Origin of the sequence: Streptomyces sp. NRRL S-337 (genome assembly GCF_000720175.1) — a bacterium.
GTDB classification, from domain to species: domain Bacteria; phylum Actinomycetota; class Actinomycetes; order Streptomycetales; family Streptomycetaceae; genus Streptomyces; species Streptomyces siderophoricus.
In genome coordinates this window covers 1-24374 of the sequence record NZ_JOIX01000103.1, presented here as the reverse complement: position 1 = coordinate 24374, position 24374 = coordinate 1, and the positions used below count along the sequence as shown (strand labels likewise).

At 73.1% G+C, this 24374-nt stretch carries 23 protein-coding genes; 10 read left to right on the top strand and 13 right to left on the bottom strand.

Annotation, left to right across the window (positions count from 1 at the left end; all coding sequences use genetic code 11):
- Positions 1-16 precede the first annotated feature (16 nt).
- Together IG62_RS0137610 and IG62_RS0137605 are read right to left on the bottom strand one after the other, a co-directional pair.
- Complete coding sequence (locus IG62_RS0137610; RefSeq protein WP_030814528.1) at positions 17-1849, bottom strand: FAD/NAD(P)-binding protein; 1833 nt, start codon at positions 1847-1849, stop codon at positions 17-19.
- Entirely contained in the window at positions 1846-2745 is a 900-nt protein-coding gene (locus IG62_RS0137605; protein WP_030814525.1) for an amino acid ABC transporter permease, read from the bottom strand. Before IG62_RS0137605 ends, IG62_RS0137610 begins: the two co-directional genes overlap by 4 nt.
- 511 nt (positions 2746-3256) lie before the next feature.
- Between IG62_RS0137605 and IG62_RS0137600 the strand changes: the two genes are divergently transcribed.
- From IG62_RS0137600 to IG62_RS0137585, 4 genes are all read left to right on the top strand, one after another.
- Positions 3257-4345, top strand: coding sequence for an LLM class flavin-dependent oxidoreductase (locus tag IG62_RS0137600; protein WP_030814522.1), 1089 nt, complete (start codon positions 3257-3259; stop codon positions 4343-4345).
- A complete protein-coding gene (locus tag IG62_RS0137595; RefSeq protein ID WP_030814519.1) occupies positions 4342-4848 on the top strand; it encodes a GNAT family N-acetyltransferase in 507 nt (168 codons plus the stop codon). The genes IG62_RS0137600 and IG62_RS0137595 overlap by 4 nt, the downstream gene beginning before the upstream one ends.
- Positions 4845-5798 carry an ABC transporter substrate-binding protein gene (locus IG62_RS0137590; protein ID WP_030814516.1) on the top strand — a complete coding sequence of 318 codons (954 nt, stop codon included), beginning with the start codon at positions 4845-4847 and terminating at the stop codon, positions 5796-5798. Before IG62_RS0137595 ends, IG62_RS0137590 begins: the two co-directional genes overlap by 4 nt.
- Positions 5799-6044: 246 nt before the next feature.
- Positions 6045-6494 (top strand): cell division protein SepF, encoded by a 450-nt coding sequence (locus IG62_RS0137585; protein WP_030814513.1) that lies wholly within the window; start codon positions 6045-6047, stop codon positions 6492-6494.
- A gap of 112 nt (positions 6495-6606) precedes the next feature.
- Here IG62_RS0137585 and IG62_RS0137580 read toward each other — a convergent pair whose 3' ends face one another.
- Both IG62_RS0137580 and IG62_RS0137575 read right to left on the bottom strand, forming a co-directional pair.
- A complete protein-coding gene (locus IG62_RS0137580) occupies positions 6607-7839 on the bottom strand; it encodes an acyl-CoA dehydrogenase family protein (protein WP_051799149.1) in 1233 nt (410 codons plus the stop codon).
- A 141-nt stretch (positions 7840-7980) separates the two neighbouring features.
- Entirely contained in the window at positions 7981-9630 is a 1650-nt protein-coding gene (locus IG62_RS0137575) for an MFS transporter (protein WP_051799148.1), read from the bottom strand.
- Between the two features lie 211 nt (positions 9631-9841).
- On the opposite strand from IG62_RS0137575, the gene IG62_RS0137570 reads away from it, so the two are divergent.
- Together IG62_RS0137570 and IG62_RS0137565 are read left to right on the top strand one after the other, a co-directional pair.
- The gene (locus IG62_RS0137570; RefSeq protein WP_030814506.1) at positions 9842-11035 is read left to right on the top strand and encodes a membrane protein; all 1194 of its coding nucleotides are present in this window, start codon (positions 9842-9844) and stop codon (positions 11033-11035) included.
- 306 nt (positions 11036-11341) lie between these two features.
- Positions 11342-12379: a phosphatase PAP2 family protein gene (locus IG62_RS0137565; protein ID WP_030814503.1), complete on the top strand. Its 1038-nt coding sequence runs from the start codon at positions 11342-11344 to the stop codon at positions 12377-12379.
- Between the two features lie 140 nt (positions 12380-12519).
- Here IG62_RS0137565 and IG62_RS0137560 read toward each other — a convergent pair whose 3' ends face one another.
- The 3 genes from IG62_RS0137560 to IG62_RS0137550 form a co-directional block, all read right to left on the bottom strand.
- Positions 12520-12735 (bottom strand): I78 family peptidase inhibitor, encoded by a 216-nt coding sequence (locus IG62_RS0137560; protein ID WP_030814500.1) that lies wholly within the window; start codon positions 12733-12735, stop codon positions 12520-12522.
- A gap of 470 nt (positions 12736-13205) precedes the next feature.
- Positions 13206-14183, bottom strand: a complete 978-nt coding sequence (locus tag IG62_RS0137555; protein WP_030814497.1) for a hypothetical protein — start codon at positions 14181-14183, stop codon at positions 13206-13208.
- Positions 14180-15439: a glycosyltransferase family 4 protein gene (locus IG62_RS0137550; protein WP_030814494.1), complete on the bottom strand. Its 1260-nt coding sequence runs from the start codon at positions 15437-15439 to the stop codon at positions 14180-14182. The genes IG62_RS0137555 and IG62_RS0137550 overlap by 4 nt, the downstream gene beginning before the upstream one ends.
- Positions 15440-15933: 494 nt before the next feature.
- On the opposite strand from IG62_RS0137550, the gene IG62_RS0137545 reads away from it, so the two are divergent.
- Entirely contained in the window at positions 15934-16215 is a 282-nt protein-coding gene (locus IG62_RS0137545) for a hypothetical protein (RefSeq protein WP_158795176.1), read from the top strand.
- On the opposite strand, the gene IG62_RS47540 is transcribed toward IG62_RS0137545, so the two are convergent.
- The gene (locus IG62_RS47540) at positions 16161-17159 is read right to left on the bottom strand and encodes a transglycosylase family protein (protein WP_158795175.1); all 999 of its coding nucleotides are present in this window, start codon (positions 17157-17159) and stop codon (positions 16161-16163) included. The genes IG62_RS0137545 and IG62_RS47540 overlap by 55 nt on opposite strands.
- A 284-nt stretch (positions 17160-17443) precedes the next feature.
- Between IG62_RS47540 and IG62_RS0137535 the strand changes: the two genes are divergently transcribed.
- Both IG62_RS0137535 and IG62_RS0137530 read left to right on the top strand, forming a co-directional pair.
- On the top strand, positions 17444-18250 hold the full coding sequence (locus tag IG62_RS0137535; RefSeq protein ID WP_030814485.1) for a hypothetical protein: 807 nt from the start codon (positions 17444-17446) through the stop codon (positions 18248-18250).
- A 117-nt stretch (positions 18251-18367) separates the two neighbouring features.
- Positions 18368-18709, top strand: a complete 342-nt coding sequence (locus IG62_RS0137530; RefSeq protein ID WP_037840302.1) for a hypothetical protein — start codon at positions 18368-18370, stop codon at positions 18707-18709.
- Positions 18710-18734: 25 nt separating this feature from the next.
- On the opposite strand, the gene der is transcribed toward IG62_RS0137530, so the two are convergent.
- The 5 genes from der to aroH all read right to left on the bottom strand — a co-directional run bounded on the left by der (position 18735) and on the right by aroH (position 23248).
- A complete protein-coding gene (gene der, locus IG62_RS0137525) occupies positions 18735-20195 on the bottom strand; it encodes a ribosome biogenesis GTPase Der (RefSeq protein WP_030814480.1) in 1461 nt (486 codons plus the stop codon).
- A gap of 69 nt (positions 20196-20264) precedes the next feature.
- Positions 20265-20852 (bottom strand): lysophospholipid acyltransferase family protein, encoded by a 588-nt coding sequence (locus IG62_RS0137520; protein WP_234326902.1) that lies wholly within the window; start codon positions 20850-20852, stop codon positions 20265-20267.
- 110 nt (positions 20853-20962) lie between these two features.
- Positions 20963-21682: a (d)CMP kinase gene (cmk, locus tag IG62_RS0137515; protein WP_420711175.1), complete on the bottom strand. Its 720-nt coding sequence runs from the start codon at positions 21680-21682 to the stop codon at positions 20963-20965.
- A 121-nt stretch (positions 21683-21803) separates the two neighbouring features.
- Entirely contained in the window at positions 21804-22889 is a 1086-nt protein-coding gene (locus tag IG62_RS0137510; RefSeq protein ID WP_030417225.1) for a prephenate dehydrogenase, read from the bottom strand.
- Positions 22886-23248, bottom strand: a complete 363-nt coding sequence (gene aroH / locus IG62_RS0137505) for a chorismate mutase (RefSeq protein WP_030814471.1) — start codon at positions 23246-23248, stop codon at positions 22886-22888. The genes IG62_RS0137510 and aroH overlap by 4 nt, the downstream gene beginning before the upstream one ends.
- Positions 23249-23452: 204 nt before the next feature.
- On the opposite strand from aroH, the gene IG62_RS0137500 reads away from it, so the two are divergent.
- Positions 23453-24211 carry a DNA polymerase beta superfamily protein gene (locus IG62_RS0137500; RefSeq protein WP_030814468.1) on the top strand — a complete coding sequence of 253 codons (759 nt, stop codon included), beginning with the start codon at positions 23453-23455 and terminating at the stop codon, positions 24209-24211.
- The last annotated feature ends 163 nt before the right edge of the window (positions 24212-24374 follow it).

Sequence of the window (24374 nt, the reverse complement as noted above, 5' to 3'; positions counted from 1 at the left end):
CCCGGCACCGCCCTGATCACCGCCGACCTCGCCTGGCACGACGGCTCCCCGGTCGCCGCCTCACCCCGGCAGATCCGGGCCGGGCGGCCCGGTCGCGGAGGAAGGTGAGCAGCGCCCGCGCGGTGGCGTCGTTCTGCCGGAAGGCGGGGGCGTTGGTACCGGGACGGGAGAACGCGCCGCCGGCCCGGGCGTCGGTGTGCGGGCCGAGGGCGAAGCGGCGCGGGTGCGGGAGACCGGCCCGGTCCAGGATCCGGCCGTCGGCGGGGTCGACCGCCAGCAGCCCGGCCGGGGTCGCGGCCGCGCCCTCGGCGTACAGGGAGCGGAGCAGGACGTCGCGGGTGTGCGCCACGGTCGGTTCCGGCAGCCGGGCCTCGACCAGCGCCCGGGCCGTCACCGACTCCCCCGGCACGCTGGGGCTTTCGGCGCGGAACAGCCCGCGCCGCGGGTCGGCGGTGACGGTGGTGTCCGCGCCGAGGAAGCGCACCACACCGGCCCGGGAGAGCGCGAGCAGCTGGCGCAGCCGCGGTCCCGGCGGGCCGGAGGCGAGGTAGCTGAAGAAGCCGTGCCACCAGGGGCCGCGGTCGCCGAGCCGGACCAGCTGGCCGTAGACCGACAGCAGCGCGAGGAAGACCGCGAGGTCGGGGCTGTGCGCGGGGTCGTGGCGGCGGGCGAGGTCGGCCTCGATGTAGCCGCGCAGCCCCTCCTGCAGCGCCTCGGCGTCGGGGTGGCGCAGGCCGGCCAGCGGATGGTCCAGCGCCGCCAGGTCCAGCCGGTCGGCGGGGTCCGGGACGGCCGCGCCGACCAGGGCCTGGAGGGCGGCGCTGCCCGGGTCGGCGGCGGCGTATTTCTCCTCGAAGTCGGGCCAGGCCATCCGGGTGCGGTCGGCGTGCGCGGTGAACAGCCGGTGGTAGTGGGCGAAGCCCAGCTCCTTGTCGATCAGCGGCCAGACGTCGCGCCGGAAACTGATCCCGCCGGGCCGGGCGAGGAGTTCGTCCACCTGGGCGGGCCCGAAGAACCGGGGCAGCGGCGGCCGTTCACCGCTCGGCGGGTAGCCGATCTTGGAGTGGTACGGGACGCCGCGCCGCGAACCGACGTGCAGGACGGGCTCGCGGCCCGAGGGCCGGTAGGTCAGCCGCCCGTCCGGGCCGGTGGTGTACGTGCCGCCGCGGCCCTCGGTCAGCAGCACCATCAGGTCGATGAAGGCCAGCCCGAAACCGCGCACCAGCACCGGTTCACCGGGCCGGAGGGCGCCGAGATCGCTGTCGGCGGTGAAGGCGGGCGGCAGGTACGTCAGCCCGTGCCGGACCGCGAATTTCGCCAACTTCGCCTGCTCCGGCGGCAGTTCGGCGTCGAGGTGACCGAGGGTGAGGACGACGAGGTCGGCCAGGAGCGGGGCCGGGCGGCCGGCCAGCCACACCTGCTGCCGGCCGTCGCGCGAGCCGGAGACCCGTACCGCGGTACCCCGATGCTCGTGGACGGTGACGGCGGGCGGCAGCGCGGCCACCGACCGTTCGTACACCCAGCGCAGATACGCGCCCTGTTGCTGCCGGCTGAGGAACGCCTGCCCGTCGGCCCCGGCCCACTCGGCGAGCGTGGGGCCCGGCCGCACCGGGCCGGCCTGTTCCACCGTCTCGTCGGTGAACATCGTGACGTCCTCGGCCATGGAGTTCATCCACAGCAGCGGGGACTGGTCGTGGCGCCAGATGCGGCCGCCGCCGGGCGGGTGCGGATCGACGAGGTGGATGTCCAGGGGCCGGTCGCCGTACAGCGCGGGGAGGTTGGCGGCCAGCCGCTCCAGGACGCCGGTTCCGCGCGGGCCGGCCCCGACGATGACGAGCGAGGCCTTCACCGCGCACCGGCCGTACCGCGGGCGTAGTGCCGCTCGACGAAGAACTGCCCGGCGCTGAGCACGGAGGTGACCATGACGTACCAGAGGGTGGCGACCAGCAGCAGCGGGATGACCTGATAGGTGCGGTGGTAAACCAGCTGCACGGAGTAGAGCAGGTCCTGGACGGCGATGACGCTGACGATGGAGGTGCCCTTGAGGGTGCCGATCAGCATGTTGCCGGCCGGTGGCACGATCGCCCGCATGGCCTGCGGCAGCACGATCCGGCGCAGCCGCCGCCAGGCGCCCAGCCCCAGCGACTGGGCGGCCTCCAGCTGCCCCTTGTCGACCGACAGGATGCCGCCGCGGACCACTTCGGCGGCGTAGGCGGCCTCGTGCAGGGTCAGCCCGATGACCGCGACGCCGACCGGGTCGAGCAGGTTGACGGTCCGCACGCCGAGGATCGTCGGGTAGAGCGCCCCGATGTTGAACCAGAACAGCAGCTGCACCAGGATCGGCATGGACCGGAAGAGCCAGACGTAGCCCCAACTCACGCCGCGCAGCACGGGGTTGTCCGACAGCCGCATGGCCGCGAGCACGGTGCCCAGCGCGAAGCCGAGCACCATGACGGCCACGGTCAGCCAGAGCGTCAGCCCCAGGCCGCGCAGGACGGCGGTGGTCAGGAAGTAGTCGGCGACCACGTCCCATTGGAAGGCGTCGTTGCGGACGACGGAGACGAGGGCCAGCGCCAGCAGGACGAGGACGACGGCGGCCGCGGCCCGCCGGCCGGTGCGCCGGTGCGGCACGATGCGGAGCGCGGCGGGGTCCGGGGAGCCGGGGTTGCCGGGGGTGTCGGGGGGCACCGCGGCGGGTGCCGCCGGGGCGTCGAGGGTGTCGGAAACGGGGTCGACCAAGGGCATGCGAAGGCTCCGTGGATGCCGAGAGCGAGCACGGGCTCCGGCGCCTTCACACGAACGAGCGGGCCGCGCCCCTCAGCACGACCGGCCCTTGAGGCTATGGGGTCAACACGCCGGGTTGTCAAGGCTGTCCGCACTGTGAGCGATGGATCACGTCGTGGTTGACGTCGAAACGGATGCCTGTTCCACTTGTTGGCATGTACGCATGGCAGCGACTGGTCACCCGCGACCACATCGACTTCGGTCGTGTGTGGTCGTCGTCCTGTTGAGCTGACCCCCTGCCCTGCGGCCCGTCGCCGATAAGGCCGGGCCCCTTCCGCGGTTCTTCTCGTCCTTCCGCCGCGCGCCTTCACACGCCACGCCGCTTCTTCGGCGACCCCTCCCCTCGCTCCACCCTCTTCGTCACGCCTCCCTCCCCCCAGGGGGCCCTTCTTCCTTTCCTCCTTCCTTTCGTCCTTTCGTCCTTTCGTGCTTCCTTCCTCCTCCCTCCGTCCCGCTCGCAGAAGGGCGCGGTATGCGCTTCGGCGTCATGACTTTGATCGACAACGTCCCGGACGCGCTGTCCGGGCGCCTCCTGTCTCCCCACGACCGGCTCCGCGAGGTCGTCGAACTCGCGGTACTTGCCGAGGAGTTGGGGTTCGACGCCTTCGGTGTCGGGGAGCGGCACGGTGCGCCGTTCCTGTCCAGCTCGCCGCCCGCGGTGCTGGGCGCGATCGCCGCCCGGACCCACCGGATCCGGCTGTTCACCACCGTCACCGTGCTGTCCACCCTCGATCCGGTACGGGTCGCGGAGGACTACGCAACCGTCGACCAGCTCTCCGGCGGCCGGCTGGAGCTGACCATCGGCAAGGGCAACGCGCCCGAGCCCTGGCGCCTCTTCCACCGCGATCCGGACGACCAGTACGCACTGCTGGAGGAGAACCACGCACTGCTGCGCCGGCTGTGGAGCGAGGAGCACGTCACCTGGTCGGGCCGGTTCCGGCCGCCGCTGAAGGACGCCACGGTGCTGCCCCGCCCGTTCCGGCGGCCGCCCACCATCTGGCACGGCAGCGCCACCAGCGAGCGTTCGGTGGAGCTGGCGGCACTCTGGGGCGATCCGGTCCTCGCGGCCAACGTCATCCAGCCGGTGGCCGATTACGCCAAGCTGATCGACCACTACCGGGCCCGCTGGGCGGACCACGGGCACGATCCGGCTGCCGCGCTGGTCGGCTCGGGCGGCACCCTCTACGCGGCGGCCGACGACCGCACCGCCCGCCGGGAGTTCGCGCCGTACTACGAGACGGCGGTCGCCGCGCGCGACGTGCCGGGCAACAACACCCCGTTCCGCACCCTGGACGAGGCCGCCGACCACGGTCCCGCGCTGGTCGGTTCGCCCGCGCGGATCGTCGACAAGATCCTGTCGCAGCGCCTCGCCTACGGCCATGCGCTGCAGTTCTTCTCCGTGGACAGCGCCGGGCTGCCGTTCGCCCGCAAGGCCGAGGTGCTGCGGCTGGCCGCCGCCGAGGTACTGCCCCCGCTGCGCCACGAGCTGCCCGACCCACTGCCCTGGCCCTCGCCCGCACCCGCCGGGGCAACGGAGCCGGCCGCGGAGGCGGCCCGATGACCACCACACCCGGTCCCCTGAAGGGCCGTCACCTGACGGTGCGGCACACCACCGTCACCGATCCCCTCGCCCGCCCGCTGCTGGACGAGCTGACCCACGAATACCGCACGCGCTACCACAAGCCGGTCGACCTCGGCCTGGAGTACCCGGCGGAGGAGTTCGCCCCGCCCGGCGGCGCCTTCCTGCTGCTGCTTGCGGACGGCGAGCCGGTGGCCGGCGGCGCGTACCGCCGCCTCGATGCCCGGACCGCCGAACTCAAGAGGATCTGGACGCACTCCGCGCACCGCCGGCGCGGACTGGGCCGCCAGGTCCTCGCGGCCCTGGAGCAGCACGCCGCGGCCCGCGGCTACACCCGCATCCACCTGACCACCGGCCCGCGCCAGCCCGAGGCCAAGGGCCTCTACCTCGCCGCGGGCTACCGGCCGCTGTTCGACCTGTCCGCCGACCCGGAGTCGATCGGCCCGCTGCCGTTCGAGAAGCACCTGGAGACCCCGCGCCCATGACCCCCACCACGCCCCGCACCACCGCACTGCGCGCCACGGCCCTGCTGTCCACCGCGGTCCTGGCGCTCACCGCCTGCGGCTCGGGCGACCCGTCGGACTCCGCCGGCGCCACCGGGCCGGCCGCCGCGCACGCCAAGATCCCCACCACCGACGTGGTCTCCGGCGTCACCAAGGACCCGGCCGCGGCGGAACTGCTGCCCGCCGAGGTCCGCAAGCGCGGCACCCTCGCGCTCGCCGCCGCCGTCGGCACCCCGCCCGGCGCCACCTATCTGCCCGACGGCACGACCCTGGCCGGCCAGGACATCGACTTCGCGGACGCGGTCGGCAAGGCCCTCGGACTGCGCATCCACCGCGAGGTGGCGAGCTTCGAGGCGATCCTGCCGGCCCTCGACAGCGGCAAGTACGACGTGGGGACCGGCAATTTCGGCGTCACCGACGAGCGCCGCAGGACCCTCGACTTCGTCACGTACGTCAACGACGGCCAGGGCTTCGCGGCCCGCCAGGACAGCCCGCTGAAGAAGGTCACCTCGCTGAAGCAGCTGTGCGGACTGACCGTCGCCACCGGCGCGGGCACCACCTTCGAGGCGACGCTGGAGCAGAACCGGCACCTGTGCCCGGAAGCCGGCAGGAAGCCGTACGACGTCAAGACCTTCGCCGAGCAGGGCGCGCTGTGGATCTCCCTCCAGCAGGGCCGCAGCGACGTGGTGATGAGCACCATCAACGGGCTGCGGTACGCCGTCGAACAACAGCCCGGCCTGCGGTTCCTCAACGAGTTCAAACGGCTCGACGTCGGCTTCGCGTTCAAGAAGGGCACCCCGCTGGCGCCCGCCTTCCGGGCCGCGGTCAACCATCTGAAGGAGGACGGCACCTACGAGCGGATCCTGAAGAAGTGGGGCACCGGGCCCTCGGCGATCAAGACGTCGCAGATCAGCCCGCCGGAGATCAAGTAGACCGGGCGGATCAGGCCCCGGCCCGGACCGGCCACTTGACGTCACCACTCGATCGCATACCGATCGTTACGCTCTTCATACAGTCAGTTTCCTTGTAGGGCGCGGAAGCTGATGGCGCGCCACCCCCTTTGCACCAGATGTGTCACGAACCCCCCGTGCGGCCGCTATCCACTTGGCACTCTGTCGGCCTGATGGACGACGATAGGGGCAGGAACACACGCAGACCACGGGTGAGAGGAGGCGTCAATGGGATCGGTGCGCAAGGCGAGTGCCTGGCTTGGCCTCGTCGACGACAATGATGACGAGCGCTACTACGACGACGACTACGCCGAGGGACCCGATGCCGCCGGCCCGGGTGGCAACCCCTGGGTGACCGACCCCCGGGTCCGGGTGGCCGACGAGACCGCTCAGGACCAGGGCACCCGCATCGCCACGGTCACCCCGGAGAGCTTCCGGGACGCCCGTGGCATCGGCGAGCTGTTCCGGGAGGGCGTCCCGGTGATCGTCAACCTGACGTCCATGGAGTCCGCCGACGCCAAGCGGGTCGTGGACTTCGCGGCTGGCCTCACCTTCGGCCTGCGCGGTTCGATCGAGCGGGTCGCCACCCGGGTCTTCCTGCTCACCCCCGCCGACTACCGGGTGCTCAGCGGCGAGACCCGCGACCACCGCAACGGCGGCTTCTTCAACCAGAGTTGAGCGACGTCTCGGCCCCTCCGGCCGGGGGCCCGGGGGTCACCCCCGGGTATGGCAGCAACCAGAGTTGAGCGCAGGGCCGGTCACCGGGCGGTGCCGGCGCCTGCGGGGCCGCTCAGCGGAAGGCGTCCAGCCCGGTGAGCGCCTTGCCCAGCACCAGCTGGTGCATCTCGACGGTGCCCTCGTAGGTGAGCACCGATTCGAGGTTGGTGGCGTGCCGCATGACGGGGTACTCCAGCGAGATCCCGTTGGCGCCGAGGATCGTCCGGGACGTGCGGCAGATCTCGATCGCCTCCCGGACGTTGTTCAGCTTGCCGAAGCTGATCTGCTCGGGGCGCAACCGCCCCGCGTCCATCCGCAGCCCCAGGTGGTGGGCCAGCAGGATCCCCTTGTGCAGTTCGACGGCCATGTCGGCGAGCTTGGCCTGGGTCAGCTGGAAGCCACCGATCGGCTTGCCGAACTGCTCCCGGGTACGGGCGTACTCGAGCGCCGCCTCGAAGCTGGCGCGGGCCGCGCCCATGGAGCCCCAGACGATGCCGTAGCGGGCGTGGCTCAGGCAGCCGAGGGGGCCGCGCAGACCGGTGACGCCGGGGAGCACCGCGTCGGCCGGCAGCCGTACCTCGTCCATGACGAGTTCGCTGGTCACCGAGGCGCGCAGGGACCACTTGTGCTTGATCTCGGGGGCCGAGAAGCCCGGGGCGTCGGTGGGTACGACGAAGCCGCGGATGCCGTCGTCGGTCCGGGCCCACACCACCGCGACACCGGCCACCGAGCCGTTGGTGATCCACATCTTGCGTCCGGTCAGCACCCAGTCGTCGCCGTCCTTCTTGGCGTACGTCCGCATCGCGGCCGGGTCGGAGCCGTGGTCCGGCTCGGTGAGGCCGAAGCAGCCGATGGTCTCGCCGGCCGCCATCCCCGGCAGCCACTGCTGCTTCTGCTCCTCGGAGCCGAAGCGCCAGATGGCGTACATGGCGAGCGAGCCCTGTACGGAGACCAGCGAGCGGATGCCCGAGTCGGCAGCCTCCAGTTCCAGGCAGGCCAGGCCGTACTGGACGGCGGAGGCGCCGGCGCAGCCGTAGCCGGTCAGGGACATGCCCAGGGCGCCGATCGAGCCGAGTTCCCGGGCCAGTTCGCGGATGCCGGGGAGTTCGCCCGCCTCGTACCACTCGGCGATGTGCGGCAGGACCCGGTCGGCGGCCCACCGGCGGACGGTGCCGCGGACTGCGCGGTCCTCGTCGGTGAGCAGGTCGTCGATGCCCAGCGGGTCGCCCGGGTCGAACGGCGGAACCGTCGAAGAAGGTGAGGAACCCGAAGAAGCTGAGGAAGCTGAGGACGGCTTGGCTGACATGGCGGGCCTCCGGCGGGTGCAGCGCGCGCGAATAAAACTAGCAGTGGTAGTTATGCAGCGCGTCCGACGGTACGGCCCGCGGTGCCGCGCGGCAAGGGCCCAAGCCGCGCGGCGGGACGGAAAGAGAGAGGGCGCCGGATCTCAGCGGCCGGAGCCGGCCGGGGCGGGCTCGCCGGTGCCGCGCCCGGCGCCCGCCGGGGCACCCTCCGCGGTGCCGGTGTCGCCCTCGGCCCGCTCGGTGGACTCCGCGGCCCGGCGCGGCAGCCGCAGCGCGATGCCCGCACCGACCAGCAGCAGCACGGCGCTGGCGACGAGGGTGATGTGCAGCCCGCGGACGAAGGAGTCGCGGGCCGCGATCCGCAGCGCCTCCTTGGCGCTCTCGCCCAGGCCCGCGGCGACCTTGTACGCCTCGCCCAGGGAGTGCGCGGCGGACGCCGACGTCTTCGCGGGAACGCCGTCGACATGCGTCAGGCCGGGGGCGTAGGCGGCGTTCATGACGCTGCCGAGCAGCGCGACGCCGATACCGGCACCGAGCTGGTAGGAGGTCTCGCCGATGGCCGCGGCGCCGCCGGACTGCTCGGCCGGGGCCTCGCTGAGCATCGACTCGTAGGCCCCGAACAGCGTGGACTGGAAGCCGAAGCCGAGCAGCACGAAGCCGCCGGACAGCAGCCACGGGCGGTCGTGGCTGGTCATCGCGGTCAGGCAGAGCACCGCGGCGGCGGTGAGCACGAAACCGAACGAGACCATCGCCCGCGGGCCGAGGGCCTGCAGCAGCTTCGAGCCGGTGAGGCCGGCCGCCATCGCGGCGAAGACCAGGGGCAGCATCCGCAGCCCGGTCTCCAGGGGGCTCAGTCCCAGGACGAGCTGGAGGTACTGGACGGCGATCAGCTGGAGGCCGACCAGGGCGAGCATGGCCAGCACGATGCAGCCGACGGAGGTGCCGAACGCCGGCCGGGCGAACAGCCGCATGTCGATCAGCGGGTGCGTGCGCCGGCGCTGGCGCCGTACGAAGAGCAGCAGCAGGGCGACGCCGAGCGCGATGGGCAACAGCGTGGTCGGTCCGACGAGGGCCGCGCCGCTGCCGATCCGCTTGACGCCGAGGACGACGCCCAGCACGCCGAGCGCCGCGACGATCGCGCCGATCACGTCCCAGGGGCCGTTGCGCTCACCGCGCGACTCCGGCAGCAGCCACCGGCCTATCAGCAGCATCGCGGCCATCATCGGGATGTTGATCAGGAAGACCGAGCCCCACCAGAAGTTCTCGACGAGGAAGCCGCCGAGGACCGGGCCGACCGCCGCGCCGACCGCGGCCACCGCGCTCCACACGCCGATGGCGACCGCGCGCTCCCGCCGGTCGGGGAAGACCTGCCGGAGGATCGACAGCGTCGCGGGCATGATCATCGCGCCGCCGATGCCGAGCAGGGCGCGCGCCGTCATCAGGATCTGCGGATTGGGGGCGAGCGCGGCGACGGCCGAGGCCAGGCCGAAGAGGCCGTAACCGAGCAGGAGGATGCGGCGGCGGCCGACGCGGTCGCCGAGCGTGCCGAAGAGGATCAGCAACGAGGCCGCGATCAGCGGGTAGATGTCGACGATCCAGAGCAGCTCGACCGGTCCCGGCCGCAGGTCCTCGGTGACCGAGGGCACGGCGACATAGAGGATCGTGGTGTCCAGCGCGACGAAGAGCAGGCTCACGCAGAGCACGATCAGCACGGTCCAGCGGTTCACACCGCCGCCTGGAAGCCGGGGAACACCAGCCGTCCGTCCCTTGCCGGACGTGGTCGTCCCGGACATGCAGCACCTCCAGTCATGCTCTCGCGGCCATGGATCAGGGCGCGAAAAACGCCCCGGGGGAACCGGCGGCACGGGCGAGTAAGGACGTCAGACTACGCGAGTCCCCGAGGCTGCCGCGTGGCTCACCTCACGATGAGACGCTCATCGCAGTGCCGGACGTTCCCCCTCCGCCCGTCGTCCGGCATTTCCGGAGACCTGGATAATCGTCCAGATGAACGATCTTGCCTCGGCCGCGGTTCCCGGCCGGACCGCACGGGACGGCGCCGCCGTGGTCGCCGCACTGCGCCGGGCCGCCCCCGCGCTGGCGGCGTACGCCGCGGTCCGGCTGCTCGGGCTGCTGGTGCTGGGCATCTGGTCGGCCGCGAACGGCAAGGACTGGCACACCCTGCTCACCGCCCGCTGGGACTCGCTCTGGTACACCCGGGTCGCCGAGCAGGGCTACGGCTACAGCGTTCAGCTGGCCAACGGTGACGTGCACTCCAGCCTGGCGTTCTTCCCGCTGCTGCCGTGGCTGGAGCGCGGCCTGTCGGCGCTCACGCCGCTGTCGGCCGCGGACGCCGGGATGGCGGTGGCCTGGTCGGCATCGCTGGCCGCGGCCTGGGCGCTGTACGCGACCGGTGAGCGGCTGCACGGGCCGCGGGCCGGGATCGCGCTGGCGGCGCTGTGGGCCGCGCTGCCGGTCGGGATCGTGCAGTCGATGGCGTACTCGGAGGCGCTGTTCACCGCGCTCGCGGCCTGGGGCGTGCACGCCGTGTTGACCGGGCGCTGGGTGACGGCGGGAGTGCTGGCGTCGCTGGCCGGGCTGACCCGGCCGGTGGGCGCGGCGGTGGTCGCGGCGGTGTGGATCACCGCGGCGGTGACCCTGTGGCGCGAGCGGGCGGCGGGCGTACGGCCGCGCGCGGCGCTCCGCTCCCACCCCGGCATGGCGGCCGGGGTGCTGCTCGCGCCACTCGGCTGGTGCGGCTACTTCGTATGGGTGGGAATCCGGCAGGGCTCGGTCACCGGCTATCTGGACGTCCAGGGCGGCTGGGGCAACGGCTTCGACGGCGGCGTCGCGTTCGCGGGGTTCATCGGGCAGCAGCTCGCCGGCCCGTCCTTCGTGGCCGGTCTCGGGCTGCTGGCCGGCGTCGGACTGGTGATCTGGCTGTACGTCCACGGGGTGCGGCGCGGCCAGCCGCTGCCGCTGGCGGTCTACGGCGGGCTGGTGCTGCTGATGGCCCTGACCGCCAAGGGCTACTTCGGGTCCAAGCCGCGGCTGATGATGCCGGCCTACCCGCTGCTGCTGACGCCGGCGGCGGCGCTGGCCCGGTGGCGGCCGGCCTGGTCCTGGCTGGTCATCGGGGCGGTGGCGGCGGGGTCCGCGGTCTACGGGGCGTTCTGGCTGAACGGCTCGGGCCCGCCGTGATCCGGCCACGGCCACAAAGATCAACTTCTTCCGGCGGGCAGCCGGATGATCCTCTTCCGCGATCCCGGCGGCGAGGAAACGCCGCCCAACGCCCCGGCAAATAGCCGATAAACTCCTCCGGAGAAAAGCAGATAAGGCGCTCGACGGACCGACACGCGGGCGTCCGGAAGGGATTGAGAATGCCGCGGAATTCTCTTCCAAATCCCGCCGCCGAAGCCCCGATTGAGACCCATTCCACATCACATCGTCATTACAAAGCGCACAGTTTGACCAAGCACCTACATCACAGGCGGTAACGTCGATTGAGTGCGTACCGATGAGAAGAAGCTCGACCAGATGGAGGAGCGCCCGACCGATCGCGCCCGACCACCCCAGATGACCCGGACCCGCCTGTGGCTGTTCGGCGGCACCCTGGCGGTGTACGTGGCGATCGTGGTCGGAGTGCTGACCACTTCCTGGCTGGTCACCTTCGACTGGCAGGTCATGTTCTTCAGGCCGTACAAGCAATGGCCTGCGATCCACGCCTTCCTCGACTACTTCGTGGTGCTCGGCCAGCGCGGCCCGACCGCGGTGGCGGTGGCGGCCTGGCTGGGCTGGCGCTGCTGGCGCCAGCGCAACCTCCACCCGCTGCTGGTGCTCGGCGCCTCACTGCTGCTGCTGAACATCACGGTGGGCGCCGCGAAGCTGGGCATGGGGCGGCTCGGTCCGCACTACGCGACGACGGTCGGCGCCAACGAGATGTGGCTGGGCGGCGACATATTCCCCTCGGGTCACACCGCGAACGCCGTGGTCACCTGGGGCGTGCTGGCCTACCTGGCGACCACCCCGCTGCGCCGCCGCACGCTGTCGGTGATCGCCGCGCTGGGCGCGCTGGGCGTCGGCATGACGACCGTCTACCTCGGCACCCACTGGGTCAGCGACGTGCTGCTCGGCTGGGCCGCCGGCCTGCTGGTGCTGCTGACCATGCCCTGGCTGGAGCCCGGCGTCACCTGGGTCGAGGACCGCCTCATGGGCATCCTGCTGCGGCTGTGGCTGCGGCTGCGCCCCGATTCGCTGCGCGGCCCGCTGCCGGCCGGCTCGCTGGCCCCCGGCGTCTCCCGGCAGCGCCTCGCCCCGGACGGCGAGGTGCTGGTCCGCGAGACCATCGGCGCCACCACGGGCGGCCGCCCGGCCACCCGCGGCCCGGACGGCTGGCCGCACCACGCGTCGCGTCCGTACACCATCCGGTCGGAGCGCACCCCGGTCACTCCCGCGGGCAGCCGGCGGCCGCCGCATGCGGACCGCGTCCCGCGCACGACCCCGATCGGCCCGACGTCCGTGCGCGGCCGCAACACCGGCGGCTGACCGCCCCACCAGCCGCGGGGCCGGTACGCACACACCCCAACCCCGCAGCGAAGGCCCCGGCCGCTCCTCCGAGCGGCCGGGGCCTTCGTCGTTGTGTCCGTCGTTCCGTGGTCGTTCCGGGTGCGGCGGGGCGCCGGTGCTCAGCCCGGCCAGCAGCGGTGCACCACGTCGTCCTTGACCTCGAAGTTGAGCCGGCCGGCGACGTACTCCATGGTGATCACGGTGCCGGGCGGCAGCGCGCGGACGGTGCTCCAGCCGCGCCCCCGGGCCCGCTCCTCGGCGTCCTGCTGCTCCAGACCGACATAGGTCCGGACGTCGTCCTCGGGATTGGTCGGAAAGTCGGGTACGTCACTCATGACAGCCACCGTAGGCGCCCGTACCGGGCCCGCGGAAGGCCCGTCGGGCGCACACCCCGGTGACTTCCCGGTCCGTCATTGGTCACACTTGTGTCACAGCCGGTGTTGTGGCGTTTGCCGGAACTTCCGTCACCCGTACGCGCCGGGTGACGGCGCAACCGGGTGGAAAAATAAAACCGGCGGAATTCCGCCGTGATCGGATACGAAACGGACACCGCCGCTCCGGACACCGGGCAACACCGGCCGGAAATTAATCCGCCACCGGCGCCGGATTCCCCCTTATCGGACGCCCATTCCCGGCCGCCGGGAATTTGGCGCACGCAGCACACTCCATACACATTTCCCGCACATCGCCCGGCCGGGCAGCGGGGCAGGGCGGTGCCGGCGGGCGGGTGCGGGCGGGCGTGCGGAAGCCCGGCCGGCGTCCTGCCGACCGGGCTTCCGCGGCTCCGGCCCGATGCGCGTCCGGCTCAGCCCGCGTCCGGACCGGCGACCCGGACGGCCAGGTCGTTGTCGAGCGTGTAGTACGGGCCGATGCGGAGCTGCGCCGCGCCGGCGGGCACCGGCAGCGCCGGGTAGTTGAACACCTGCTTCTTGTCCGCGACGTCGTCGAGGAGCCGGGCGATCCGGACCGGGTGGGCGCCCTCCGCGGGGCGCAGCCACAGATCCCAGGGCTCGGTGCCGTGCGCCCAGCGGCCGGCCAGCTCCTCGTAGGGCAGCGTGAAGCAGAACTCCGGGCCGTCGACGGTCAGCGGGACGGTGACCGGCGCCGGGGAGCCGGCAGCGCGCCGGGCACGCGCCTCGGCCAGGGCACCGGCGGCCGGGGCGGCACCGTAGAGCCGCCCGGAGACCGTCATGCCGTCCGGCGAGACGAGGATGTCCCCAGCCTCCGCGTGCGGCCCGCGCAGCCAGCTGCGCAGCGCGAGGTTGCCGAGCTTGGTCGCGTACGGGATGCGGACCCCGAGCCGGCCGATGCCGGCCAGCGGACGGCGGTCCACCAGCGACCGCAGGTCGTTGACGCCGGGCTGCAGGCGCCGCAGCGCGTCGCCGTCGCCGAGGTCCGCGTAGGCGTTCCAGCGGCCCTCGGCGAGCGCGACGGTGCTGGGCAGCACGGCCCGCAGCCGGCCGGCGCCGTTCGGGCCGAGCGGCAGCCGGACCTCGTCGTCCGCGCCGTCGCCGCCGCGCCGCCGCAGCACCAGCGCCGCGCTCCAGGCGGGCGCGGTGTCCTTGGGGGCGGTCAGGTCGAAGGTGAGGCCGCCCGCGGAGTCCGCGATGCAGTCGGCCCGCAACTCGGCGGGCGCGGCCGTGCCGTCCGCCCGCTTTCGCCGCCCGGCCCGCCGTTCGCGTCCGTCGGGTGCCCCGCCGCTCCCGGCCGTGGCTTCCTGATCGATGGCGGCCGACTCCTTCGTCTCGTCTCCGGTCCAGGTCAACTGGCGCGACGCGGTCATGCCGTGCGCACCCCTCTCAGCGCGGCGCGGGCCGCGTCCTTCGTCGCGTAGGCGCCGCTGAGCAGCGCTCCCCGGGCGCGGTGCAGCCCGCCGTGCAGCCAACTGGCGCGTCGGCGCGCCAGCAGTTCGCCGAAGAGCGCCTCATGGCGCGCGGCGATCCGGGCCGGGTCGAAGCGGGCGGACGCAGCGAGGGCGGCGGCGCCCATCCGGCGCCGGGCGTCGTCGTCGCCGATCAGCGTCAGCAGCGCGCCGGCCATCGCCTCCGGGTCACCGACCGGCACCAGCCGGCCGTCCACCCCGTCGCTGATGATCTCGCCGGGACCGTGCGGGCAGTCCGTGGCGACGACCGGCAGTCCGCACCGCATGGCCTCGACGATCGTCATGCCGAACGCCTCCATGCTGGAGGAGACCGCGGCGATCGAGCCCTTGGCCCACTCGGCCTCCAGGGGGTGGGCCGGGCCCATCAGGAAGACGTGGTTGTACAGCCCGAGCTCGTCGATCAGCGACCGCAGCGCGGCCTTCTCGGCCCCGCCGCCGTAGATCCGCAGCCGCCAGTCCGGGCGCTCGGCGACGACCCGGGCGAAGGCCCGGACCAGGACGTCGTACCGCTTGACGGGGGCGAGCCGGCCGGCCGCGACGACGACCTTCCCGGTGCCGTCGGCGGGCGGCAGCGCGGGCGCGGGCACGCCGTTGGGCACCGCCTCGACGCGGACGCCCGGCAGCCGCAGCCGGCGGCGGTAGGCGCGGGCGTCGGCCTCCGTGACGGTGGTGACCGCGTCCAGCCGCGGATAGGCCCCGCGCAGCGCCATTTTGAGCGCCCGGCTGTGGGTGTCGAGGGTCAGATGTTCCTGGCCGATACGGACCGGGCCGCGCCGCGTCTGCCGGGCGAGGTGTACGTTCAGCCCGGGGCGGGTGCCGACCACCACATCGGCCTCGATCCGGCGCAGATGCTGGGCTATTCGCCGGTCGGTGAGCTCGCTGTACTGGTCGTAGCGGCGCTCCGCGGCCGGGAAGACCTTGGCGGGCCGGGCGTGCGCCGGGTCGCCGCCGTCGTAGTGGGGGCCGGACTCCCTGAGGTCGACGAGGTGCCGCAGCGCGACCCGCGGTCCGGGGTCGAAGACGGGAGTGTCACGGTGGCGCAGGGCGGACACGATCTCGACGTCGTGCTGCTCGGCGAGGGTACGCGCCAGCGTGCACGTCGTACGGATCGTCCCCCCGATGCCGTAGGCGTTGTGAATCAGGAATGAGATGTGCATCGTCCCTGTGTCCCCATGGTCTTCCGGTCGTCCCGCTCTCCCTGCGGTCGCCGCGCGCACCCCTCCCCCGCGCAAGGCATCCCTTTTCTGAACGCGAAGACCGCACAAGCTGGTTCCGGGTTGGGCGCTTTCGCCAAGATGTACCGAAAGAGTTAGGCCATCGGTAGCGGCGGCACGGAACCTCGCCCCCACAAATCCCGTCGGCCCCCGTCCCGTTGCCGCAGTACGGCGTGGCGGCGGCGGAGGGCCGCACTCCGCCCCCCGCGTGTCGGTCATTCTCCGCCGCGGCCGCCCCCGGATTCTGTCCGGATCCGGCCCGGGTTCCGCCTTGCCGGGGCCCCGCCCCAACCGGAAGCCTGTACGGGGCCGTTGCGGCGCCCGGCGTCCGACGCCGGGGCACGGTGGGGCACTTCGTCTGCTCGAACGGGGGAGCAGCCGAACCGCGACGGTCCGGCCCGCACCGGGGGAGGTGCCGGGCCGCCGAGGAGGTACCGGTGAGGATCGGACGATGGGGCACTGCGGTGGCGGCCGCGTTACTGGCGGTCGGCGGCCTCGTGGTGGCGGGCCCGGCGAGCGCGGCCGACCAGGACGGCGGCGCACCGGCACCCCGGCCCCCCTCGGGCCACTGGGCCCGGTACGACACCTTCTCCCACTCCCTCGCCGGCCGGACCGAATGCCGCGCCACCGGCGAGGCCGGCCGCCGCCAGGGCCACTGGCCCGCCTACTCCTGCGACTCCGGGGTCTTCACGACCGACTTGACGGTCTGGGTGCCCTGAGACGACGGACCGCCGGCCCGGACGCCGCCCCGCGGCGCCGCACCGCTCGCCGAAGCCTGCTGAGACGCCGAACCGGCCGCCGGCGTCTCCGGCGCCACCGCACCGCCCGCCGGGGGCCCCGGTGGCGCCACACCACCGGGCCGGTCCCCTTGAGATGGTGCACCGCCCGTCGGGAGCCCGGGTGGCGCCGCGTCGACCGTCTTGGTCAGCGGTGGCACGACATCGACCGGCTTGACCACCGGTGGCACCAGGTCGTCCGTCTTGGCCACCGGGGGCACCACACCGTTCTCGTTCCGGCTCGGTGTCACCGGGGCGGGGTCGGTGGGCTGCCGGGCCGGAACGGTTTCCGGAGGCTCCGGCGTCCCCGGGATCCGCAGCGTGAGGCCGACCTTCAGCCGGTGCGGATGGGCGCCCAGGGCCTTGCGGTTGGCCTTGTAGAGCGCCCGCCAGCCGCCCTTGACATGCAGGCTGCGGGCGATCGTGCCCAGCGTGTCGCCGCGCCGGACGACATAGGTCCCGTCCTCGCTGATCAGCCCGTAACGCCTGGCGCAGACCGGCCAGGCGCCCCAGCCCTGCGCGGCCTGCACCTTCTTCGCGACGTGGATCTGCTCCTTACGGGTCGCGAGGTCGGCCCGCCGCGCGAAGGCCAGCCCACCGAACGCCTCCCAGGTGGGCTGCCAGAACTGCAGGCCGCCGTAGAAGGTGTTGCCGGTGTTGATGTGCCAGTCGCCGCTGCTCTCGCACTCGGCGAGGCAGCCCCAGGGCCAGTCGTTGCCGGCACACGCGTGCCGGGCCCGCACCGGCGCGGGCGCGCCGCCGCCGTCGTGCGGGAGCTCGGCGGCGGCGCCGGGCGGGCACAGACCGAGGACGAGAGCGGCGGCCGCCGCGGTGAGCGACCCGACGGTTCCCACGACACGCCGTGCGGCCGAAGAGTTGTCCGACATAGCCGGTGACGGTAAGCAGGCACCCCCGGCCGGCTCGCGCGCCGCGCCCGCGAGGGCCGGCTCCCACCCGCTCCGGTGTACGGAACGCGCCCGACTGCGCCATGCCTTCCGCAGAGCATGTCCCTACGTGATCGCCCAACGGGTGACTTTCCGTAGTTCTCCTCTGTGCGGGGAATGGTTCGATTCTGTTCCCGTCGTCGCGTGACCCCTGCCGCAGGTCACCCGTTGTCCTTGTACGAGCCGGGAGACCGCCCGGCAGACGCACAGAGATCGAGGAGCCACCCGTGCCGCGCATGCTCGACGTCAGCGACGACGTTCGCGCCGAGATCGGCGACGAAGAAGCCGACCGCCTGCTGGCCGGTGGCGACGCCCCCGGCAGCTACGACTGCACCTCCTGCCGGACCCCCGGAGACAGCGAGCAGGAGCGCACCAGCACCGTCCTGTTCGTGGGCGAGGAAACCGCGGTGCTCGCCTTCGCCCATGCCACCTGCATCCCCTCGCAGGTCGTCCCGGTATCGGAGGAGCAGCTCCAGGGAGCCGTGCGCTCCATCACCGGAGAGGACGCCGCCCCCAACCCCGGAGCGCAGGCCGCGTCGGCCACTCCGATCCCCACGAGTGAACGCCAGGCCACCCTCGGGATCACCTGTGGGCTGGTGCTCGTCGAGGACGATCTGCGCCCGGCCCTGGTCGTCGAACCGGACGGCCCGATCGCCCGCCCCGGCTCGGTCAGCCTGGACGACGACTTCCTGCCGCTGCTCCTGGAGCAGGGCTTCCAGCCGGTCTCGGACATGAACAAGCTGCCCGCCGTCATCCCGGGCTGGTCCGCCCTGCTGGCGATGGGCAAGCTGCACGCCGTGCTGCAGCCGGGCAGCGGCGGCAGCCAGGCCGCCTGGTGGCAGGCCCATCAGCCGCTGGCCGTGTCGGACGGCTGGCGCACCGCGGCCAACAAGGCCCAGACCGTGCTGATGTACGCCGCGCCCGCGGGCACCATCGGTCACCAGCCGCGCGAGGACCTCATGCGGCAGGCGCTGGAGCAGGCCGCCGCACAGGGCAAGCTGGTCGCCGCGGCCATGCCGCTGGCCGGCACCTGACCGACCCGGCACCCGATCGCGGGGGCAGGACCGTCGTTTCGGCCGGTCCTGCCCCCGCGATCAGCCATTTCCGCGCACAGGCCGCATCCCGTGGCCATCGGGGTCGTTGGCACATACGTGCACGCATACGACCCCTCCTCCCGCGCCCCGTACGCCCACCCGATCCCCGGCATGCGCCCGTCGCACGAGCACGGGACGACGCGCCCGACCGACCGTGGTTCCGCCACGCCGATCTACGACGCGCTGTACGCCGAGTACCGCCGCTCCTTCCGGGCGCTGCCCGGGGACCGCACGGACGAGCCGGAGATCTCGGAAGTGCTGGGCGGCACCGGGAATTGGGGCCGTACGACGGCGTCCACGGGCCACTGGGAGGTCGTCGGCCGCCAGCCGTACCACGCCCGCAGCCACCTCCCGGCTCTCCCCCCGAGCCCCCGGGACGCCCACCCCCGCCACTCCTGAGGCCCCGGGGCACCCGCAATCGCCGCTACTTCTTCTTGCTGCGCTTCTCCCGGACCCGCACCGAGATGTGGATCGGGGTGCCGTCAAAACCGAACTCCTCGCGCAGGCGACGCTCGATGAAGCGGCGATAGCCGGCCTCCAGGAAGCCGGAGGCGAAGAGGACGAAGCGGGGCGGCTTGGTGCCGGCCTGGGTGCCGAAGAGGATGCGGGGCTGCTTGCCACCGCGGATCGGGTGCGGGTGGGAGGCGACGATCTCGCCGAGGAAGGCGTTCAGCCGGCCGGTGGGGATACGGGTCTCCCAGCCGGCCAGCGCGGTCTCGATGGCCGGGACCAGCTTCTCCATGTGGCGGCCGGTGCGCGCGGAGACGTTCACCCGCATCGCCCACGGGACCTGGACGAGGTCCCGCTCGATCTCCCGCTCCAGGTAGAAACGGCGCTCCTCGTCGAGGTTGTCCCACTTGTTGTAGGCGATGACCAGGGCCCGGCCGGCCTCCACGGCCATCGTGATGATCCGCTGGTCCTGGACGCTGATGGACTCGCCCGCGTCGATCAGCACGACCGCGACCTCGGCCTTCTCCACGGCCGCGGCGGTGCGCAGCGAGGCGTAGTAGTCCGCGCCTTCCTGGAGGTGCACCCGGCGGCGGATACCGGCGGTGTCCACGAACTTCCAGGTTTTGCCGCCGAGTTGGATCAGCTCGTCGACCGGGTCGCGGGTGGTGCCGGCCAGTTCGTTGACGACCACCCGCTCCTCGCCGGCGACCTTGTTCAGCAGCGAGGACTTACCGACGTTCGGGCGGCCGATCAACGCGACCCGGCGCGGCCCGCCGACGGTCTGGCCGAAGGTCTGCGCGGGCGCCTCGGGCAGTGCCTCCAGCGCCGCGTCGAGCATGTCGCCGGTGCCCCGGCCGTGCAGCGCGGAGACCGGGTGCGGCTCGCCGAGGCCCAGCGACCACAGCATGGCGGCGTCGGCCTCGCCGGACGGGCCGTCGACCTTGTTGGCGACCAGCACGACCGGCTTGCCGGCGCGGCGCAGCAGCTTGACGACGGCCTCGTCGGTGTCGGTCGCGCCGACCTTGGCGTCGACGACGAAGACCACCGCGTCGGCGGCCTCGATGGCGAACTCGGCCTGCATCGCCACGGACGCGTCGATGCCGAGGACGTCCTGCTCCCAGCCGCCGGTGTCGACGACCTTGAAGCGGCGGCCGTTCCAGTCCGCCTCGTAGGTGACCCGGTCGCGGGTGACGCCCGGCTTGTCCTCGACGACCGCCTCGCGGCGGCCGATGATGCGGTTCACCAGTGTCGACTTACCGACATTGGGGCGGCCGATGACGGCGAGGACGGGCAGCGGGCCGTGGCCGGCCGCGGCGATGTCGCCCTCGACCTCCTCAAGGTCGAAGCCCTCCTGCGCGGCGAGCTCCATGAACTCCGCGTACTCGGCGTCGCCAAGCGCACCGTGCTCGTCGCCGGTGGGGATCTGGTCGTTCATGAAGTCCGTTCCTCGTTCATCATCGTGATCGGTGGGCCGCTCGTCCGCGGCCCACTACTCAAGTTTCGGTCAGCGCCCGGTCAGGCGCCTGGCCGCTGCCAGGTGGGCGGTCAGCCGCTCCTGGATCCGTACGGTCGCCTCGTCGAGCGCCTTACGGGTGCGCCGGCCGCTGCCGTCACCCGCCTCGAAGGCGTCGCCGAAGACGACGTCGACGCGGCTGCGCAGCCGCGGCACGGCCGGTGTCAGCCGGCTGCGGCGCTCCGCGCCGCCGAGCACGGCGACCGGCACGACGGGGGCGCCGGAGCGCACCGCGAAGTACGCCAGGCCCGCCCGCAGCGACGCGAAGTCGCCCGCGCCGCGGGTGCCCTCGGGGAAGATCCCCAGCACTCCGCCGTGCGCCAGCACCGCGAGCGCGTCGGTGATCGCCTTGCGGTCGGCGGTGCTGCGGTCCACCTTCAGCTGCCCGATGCCCCGCAGGAACGGGTCCAGCGGGCCGACGAAGGCTTCCTTCTTGATCAGGAAGTGCACCGGCCGCGGCGCGGTGCCCATCAGCATCGGGCCGTCGATGCCGTGCGAGTGGTTGACGGCGAGGATCACCGGGCCGGTGGACGGCACCCGCCAGGCGCCCAGCACCCGCGGCCGCCACAGGCCGTACATCAGGCCGATGCCGATCCGCCGGCCGACCGCGGCACCGGAGGCGCTCGGGACTCCGGACGCCTGCCCGGCCCCGGCCCCGGCGCCGGTAGCGCTCGGTGCCCCCGTGTCGGTCACCGGGCGAGTCCCGCCTTTTCGGCGCTGGCGCCCTCGATGAGGGTGACCACGCACTCGATGACCTGGTCGAGGGTGAGCTCGGTGGTGTCCACCTCGACCGCGTCGTCCGCCTTGGCCAGCGGCGAGGTCTTACGGGAGGAGTCGGCGGTGTCCCGCTTGATCAGCGCCTCGCGGGTGGCCGCCAGGTCCGCGGCCTCCTTGCCCTTGAGCTCGCCGCTGCGGCGGGCCGCCCGGGCCTCGGGCGAGGCGGTGAGGAAGACCTTGAGGTCGGCGTCGGGAAGGACCGTGCTGCCGATGTCGCGGCCCTCGACGACGATGCCGTTCGGAGCCGCGGTGGCGATGGAGCGCTGCAGGTCGGTGATCAGGGCCCGCACCTCGGGGACCGCGCTGACGGCGCTGACCGCGGCGGTGACCTCCTGGGTGCGGATCGGGCCCGCGGCGTCCAGGCCGTCGACCGTGATGGTCGGGGCGGCCGGGTCCGTACCGGAGACGATCGCGGGCTTGGCGGCGGCGTCGGCCACCGCCGTGGCGTCGTTCACATCGATGCCGTTGTTGAGCATCCACCACGTGATCGCGCGGTACTGGGCGCCGGTGTCGAGGTAGCCGAGGCCCAGCTTGGCGGCGACGGCCTTGGACGTGCTGGACTTGCCCGTGCCTGCGGGGCCGTCGATGGCGACAATCACTGCAGCCGGGGCGGTCCGGGCGGCGGTTTCCACGGTGACGAACACCTTTCTGGTACACGGGGCGGGGTCCAAGGGCCATGAGGGCCTCGCCCAAGGTTACTGGCTCACCCGGACGGCACCGTCCACCGCGTCCCGGGCGGGCGGACCCGGGATGTCACTGCCGGATGGACCAGCCCCGCTCCCGCAGCTCCGCGGTCAGCACCGGGACCGCCTTCGGCTCGACCATCAGCTGGATGAAACCGGCCTGCTGACCGGTGGCGTGCTCGATGCGGACGTCCTCGATGTTGACCCCGGCACGGCCGGCGTCGGCGAAGATCCGGGCCAGCTCGCCGGGCTGGTCGCCGATGTACACGGCGACGATCTCGTACGCGGCCGGGGCGGCGCCGTGCTTGCCGGGGACCCGCTCGCGGCCGGCGTTGCCGCGCCGCAGGACGTCCTCGATGCCGCTGGCGCCGCCGCCGCGCTTCTCCTCGTCGGCGGACTCCAGGGAGCGCAGGGACCGGACGGTCTCGTCCAGGTCGGCGGCGATCTCGGCGAGCACGTCCGCGACCGGGCCCGGGTTCGCGGAGAGGATGTCGATCCACATCGCCGGGTCGGAGGCCGCGATCCGGGTCACGTCCCGGATGCCCTGGCCACAGAGCCGGACGGCGGTCTCGTCGGCGCCCTTGAGACGGGCGGCGACCAGGCTGGAGAGCAGCTGGGGGGTGTGCGAGACCAGGGCGACGGCGCGGTCGTGGGCGTCCGCGTCCATCACGACCGGGACAGCCCGGCAGAGCGCGACCAGCTCCAGGGCGAGGTTGAGCACCTCGGTGTCGCCGCCGGGGGCCGGGGTGAGCACCCAGGGGCGGCCCTCGAAGAGGTCGGCGGTGGCGGCCAGCGGCCCGGAGCGCTCCTTGCCGGCCATCGGGTGCGTGCCCAGGTAGGCGCTCAGGTCGCAGCCCATCGCCTCCAGCTCACGGCGCGGGCCGCCCTTGACGCTGGCCACGTCGATGTACCCGCGGGCCACCCCTCGCCGTATGGCATCGGCGAGCGCCGACGCCACATGGGCCGGCGGCACGGCCACCACGGCCAGATCGACCGGCCCCGGGGGCGCCTCGGCGGTGCCCGCGCCGAGCGCAGCGGCGGTCAGGGCCTGGGCCTGGTCGTGGTCCTCCAGATAGACCTGCACACCGCGCGCGCCGAGGGCGAGCGCGGCCGAGGTGCCGATCAGGCCGGTTCCGATGACGAGTGCGGTCCTCACTGCGCGATGTCCTTTCGCAGCGCCCCGGCGGCGCCGAGGTAGACGTGGGCGATCTTGGCCTTCGACAGCTCGGTCTCCACATGGGCGAGCACCCGCACCACGCGCTCCATGGCGCCGTCGACGTCCAGTTCCTCGGCGCAGATCAGCGGGACGTCCGTGATGCCCAGGGCGCGGGCGGCGGCGGCCGGGAAATCGCTGTGCAGGTCCGGGGTGGCCGTGAACCACACGCTGATCAGGTCGTCCGCGAGCAGTCCGTTGCGCTCCAGGATGGCGGTGAGCAGCCCACCGACCTGCTCCTGCATATGCTCCGCGTCGTCCCGCTCCAGCTGGACGGCCCCGCGGACCGCTCGTACCGCCACGTCACTGCTCCCCTGCGTCCTCGAGCGCGCCACACATCCGTGCGCTTCACTGCTCAGCGTAACCAGCCGCACCGACATCGCGTACGCGACGGCCGTCCGCCCGCCCGGCCCCGCGCCGGCCCCGGCCGGAACGCACCGGCCCGGTCCCGGCCGTCCGCCGCAAACCTGGTGACATTCCCCCTCCCACCAGCGACAATCGCCGCCATGTCCGCAGCCGCCGCAGACCACGCCCTGGTCGCCGAGCACACCGTCTACGCCTGCGTGATGGGCTCGCGGGCCTTCGGGCTGGCGACCGAGAGCAGTGACACCGACCGGCGCGGGGTGTATCTCGCCCCCACCCGCCTGTTCTGGGGCTTCGAGAAGCCGCCGACCCATGTGGAGGGGCCGCGCGAGGAGGAGTTCTCCTGGGAGCTGGAACGCTTCTGCCAACTGGCGCTGCGGGCCAACCCCACCGCCCTGGAGTGCCTGCACTCCCCCTTCGTGGAGCGCATCGACGCCACCGGCCACGAGCTGCTGTCGCTGCGCGCGGCGTTCCTCTCCCGCCAGGTCCACCGCACGTTCACGGGCTACGCCACCGGCCAGCTCAAGCAACTGCGGGCGGATCTCCGACGCCACGGGGCGCCGCGCTGGAAGCACGCCATGCATCTGCTGCACCTGCTGGCGAGCGCCCGCGATCTGCTGCGTACGGGCGCGCTCACGCTGGACGTCGGCGACGACCGCACCGAGCTGCTCGCGGTCCGGCGGGGCGAGGTGACCTGGGAGACGGTCGAACGACGGATGGCCCACCTGACCGAGGAGGCCGACGCAGCGGTGTCCGGCTCCCCCCTCCCACCCGAACCGGACCGGGCCCGGGTGACGGACTTCTTCGCTTTACGTCCACGAACAAGGCCCCTCCGGCCCGTCCCCTCCCGTTGGGGGAGTGTGCGGCTGAGTGGGGGCGCGCGTCGTGCCGCGTACACCTGACGTCGCTGGTCAGCGGGAATAGCTCCGCCCGCGTGTCCGGTTGTGGCCCGCAGGGGGCCCTCGCGACCCTTACGGGATCTGTTCGACCCACCCCTACGGGTCCGCAGCCCCCCTTACACCCCCAACGCCCACCCCCACCCACCTCTTCCCCCTCCCCCAACGG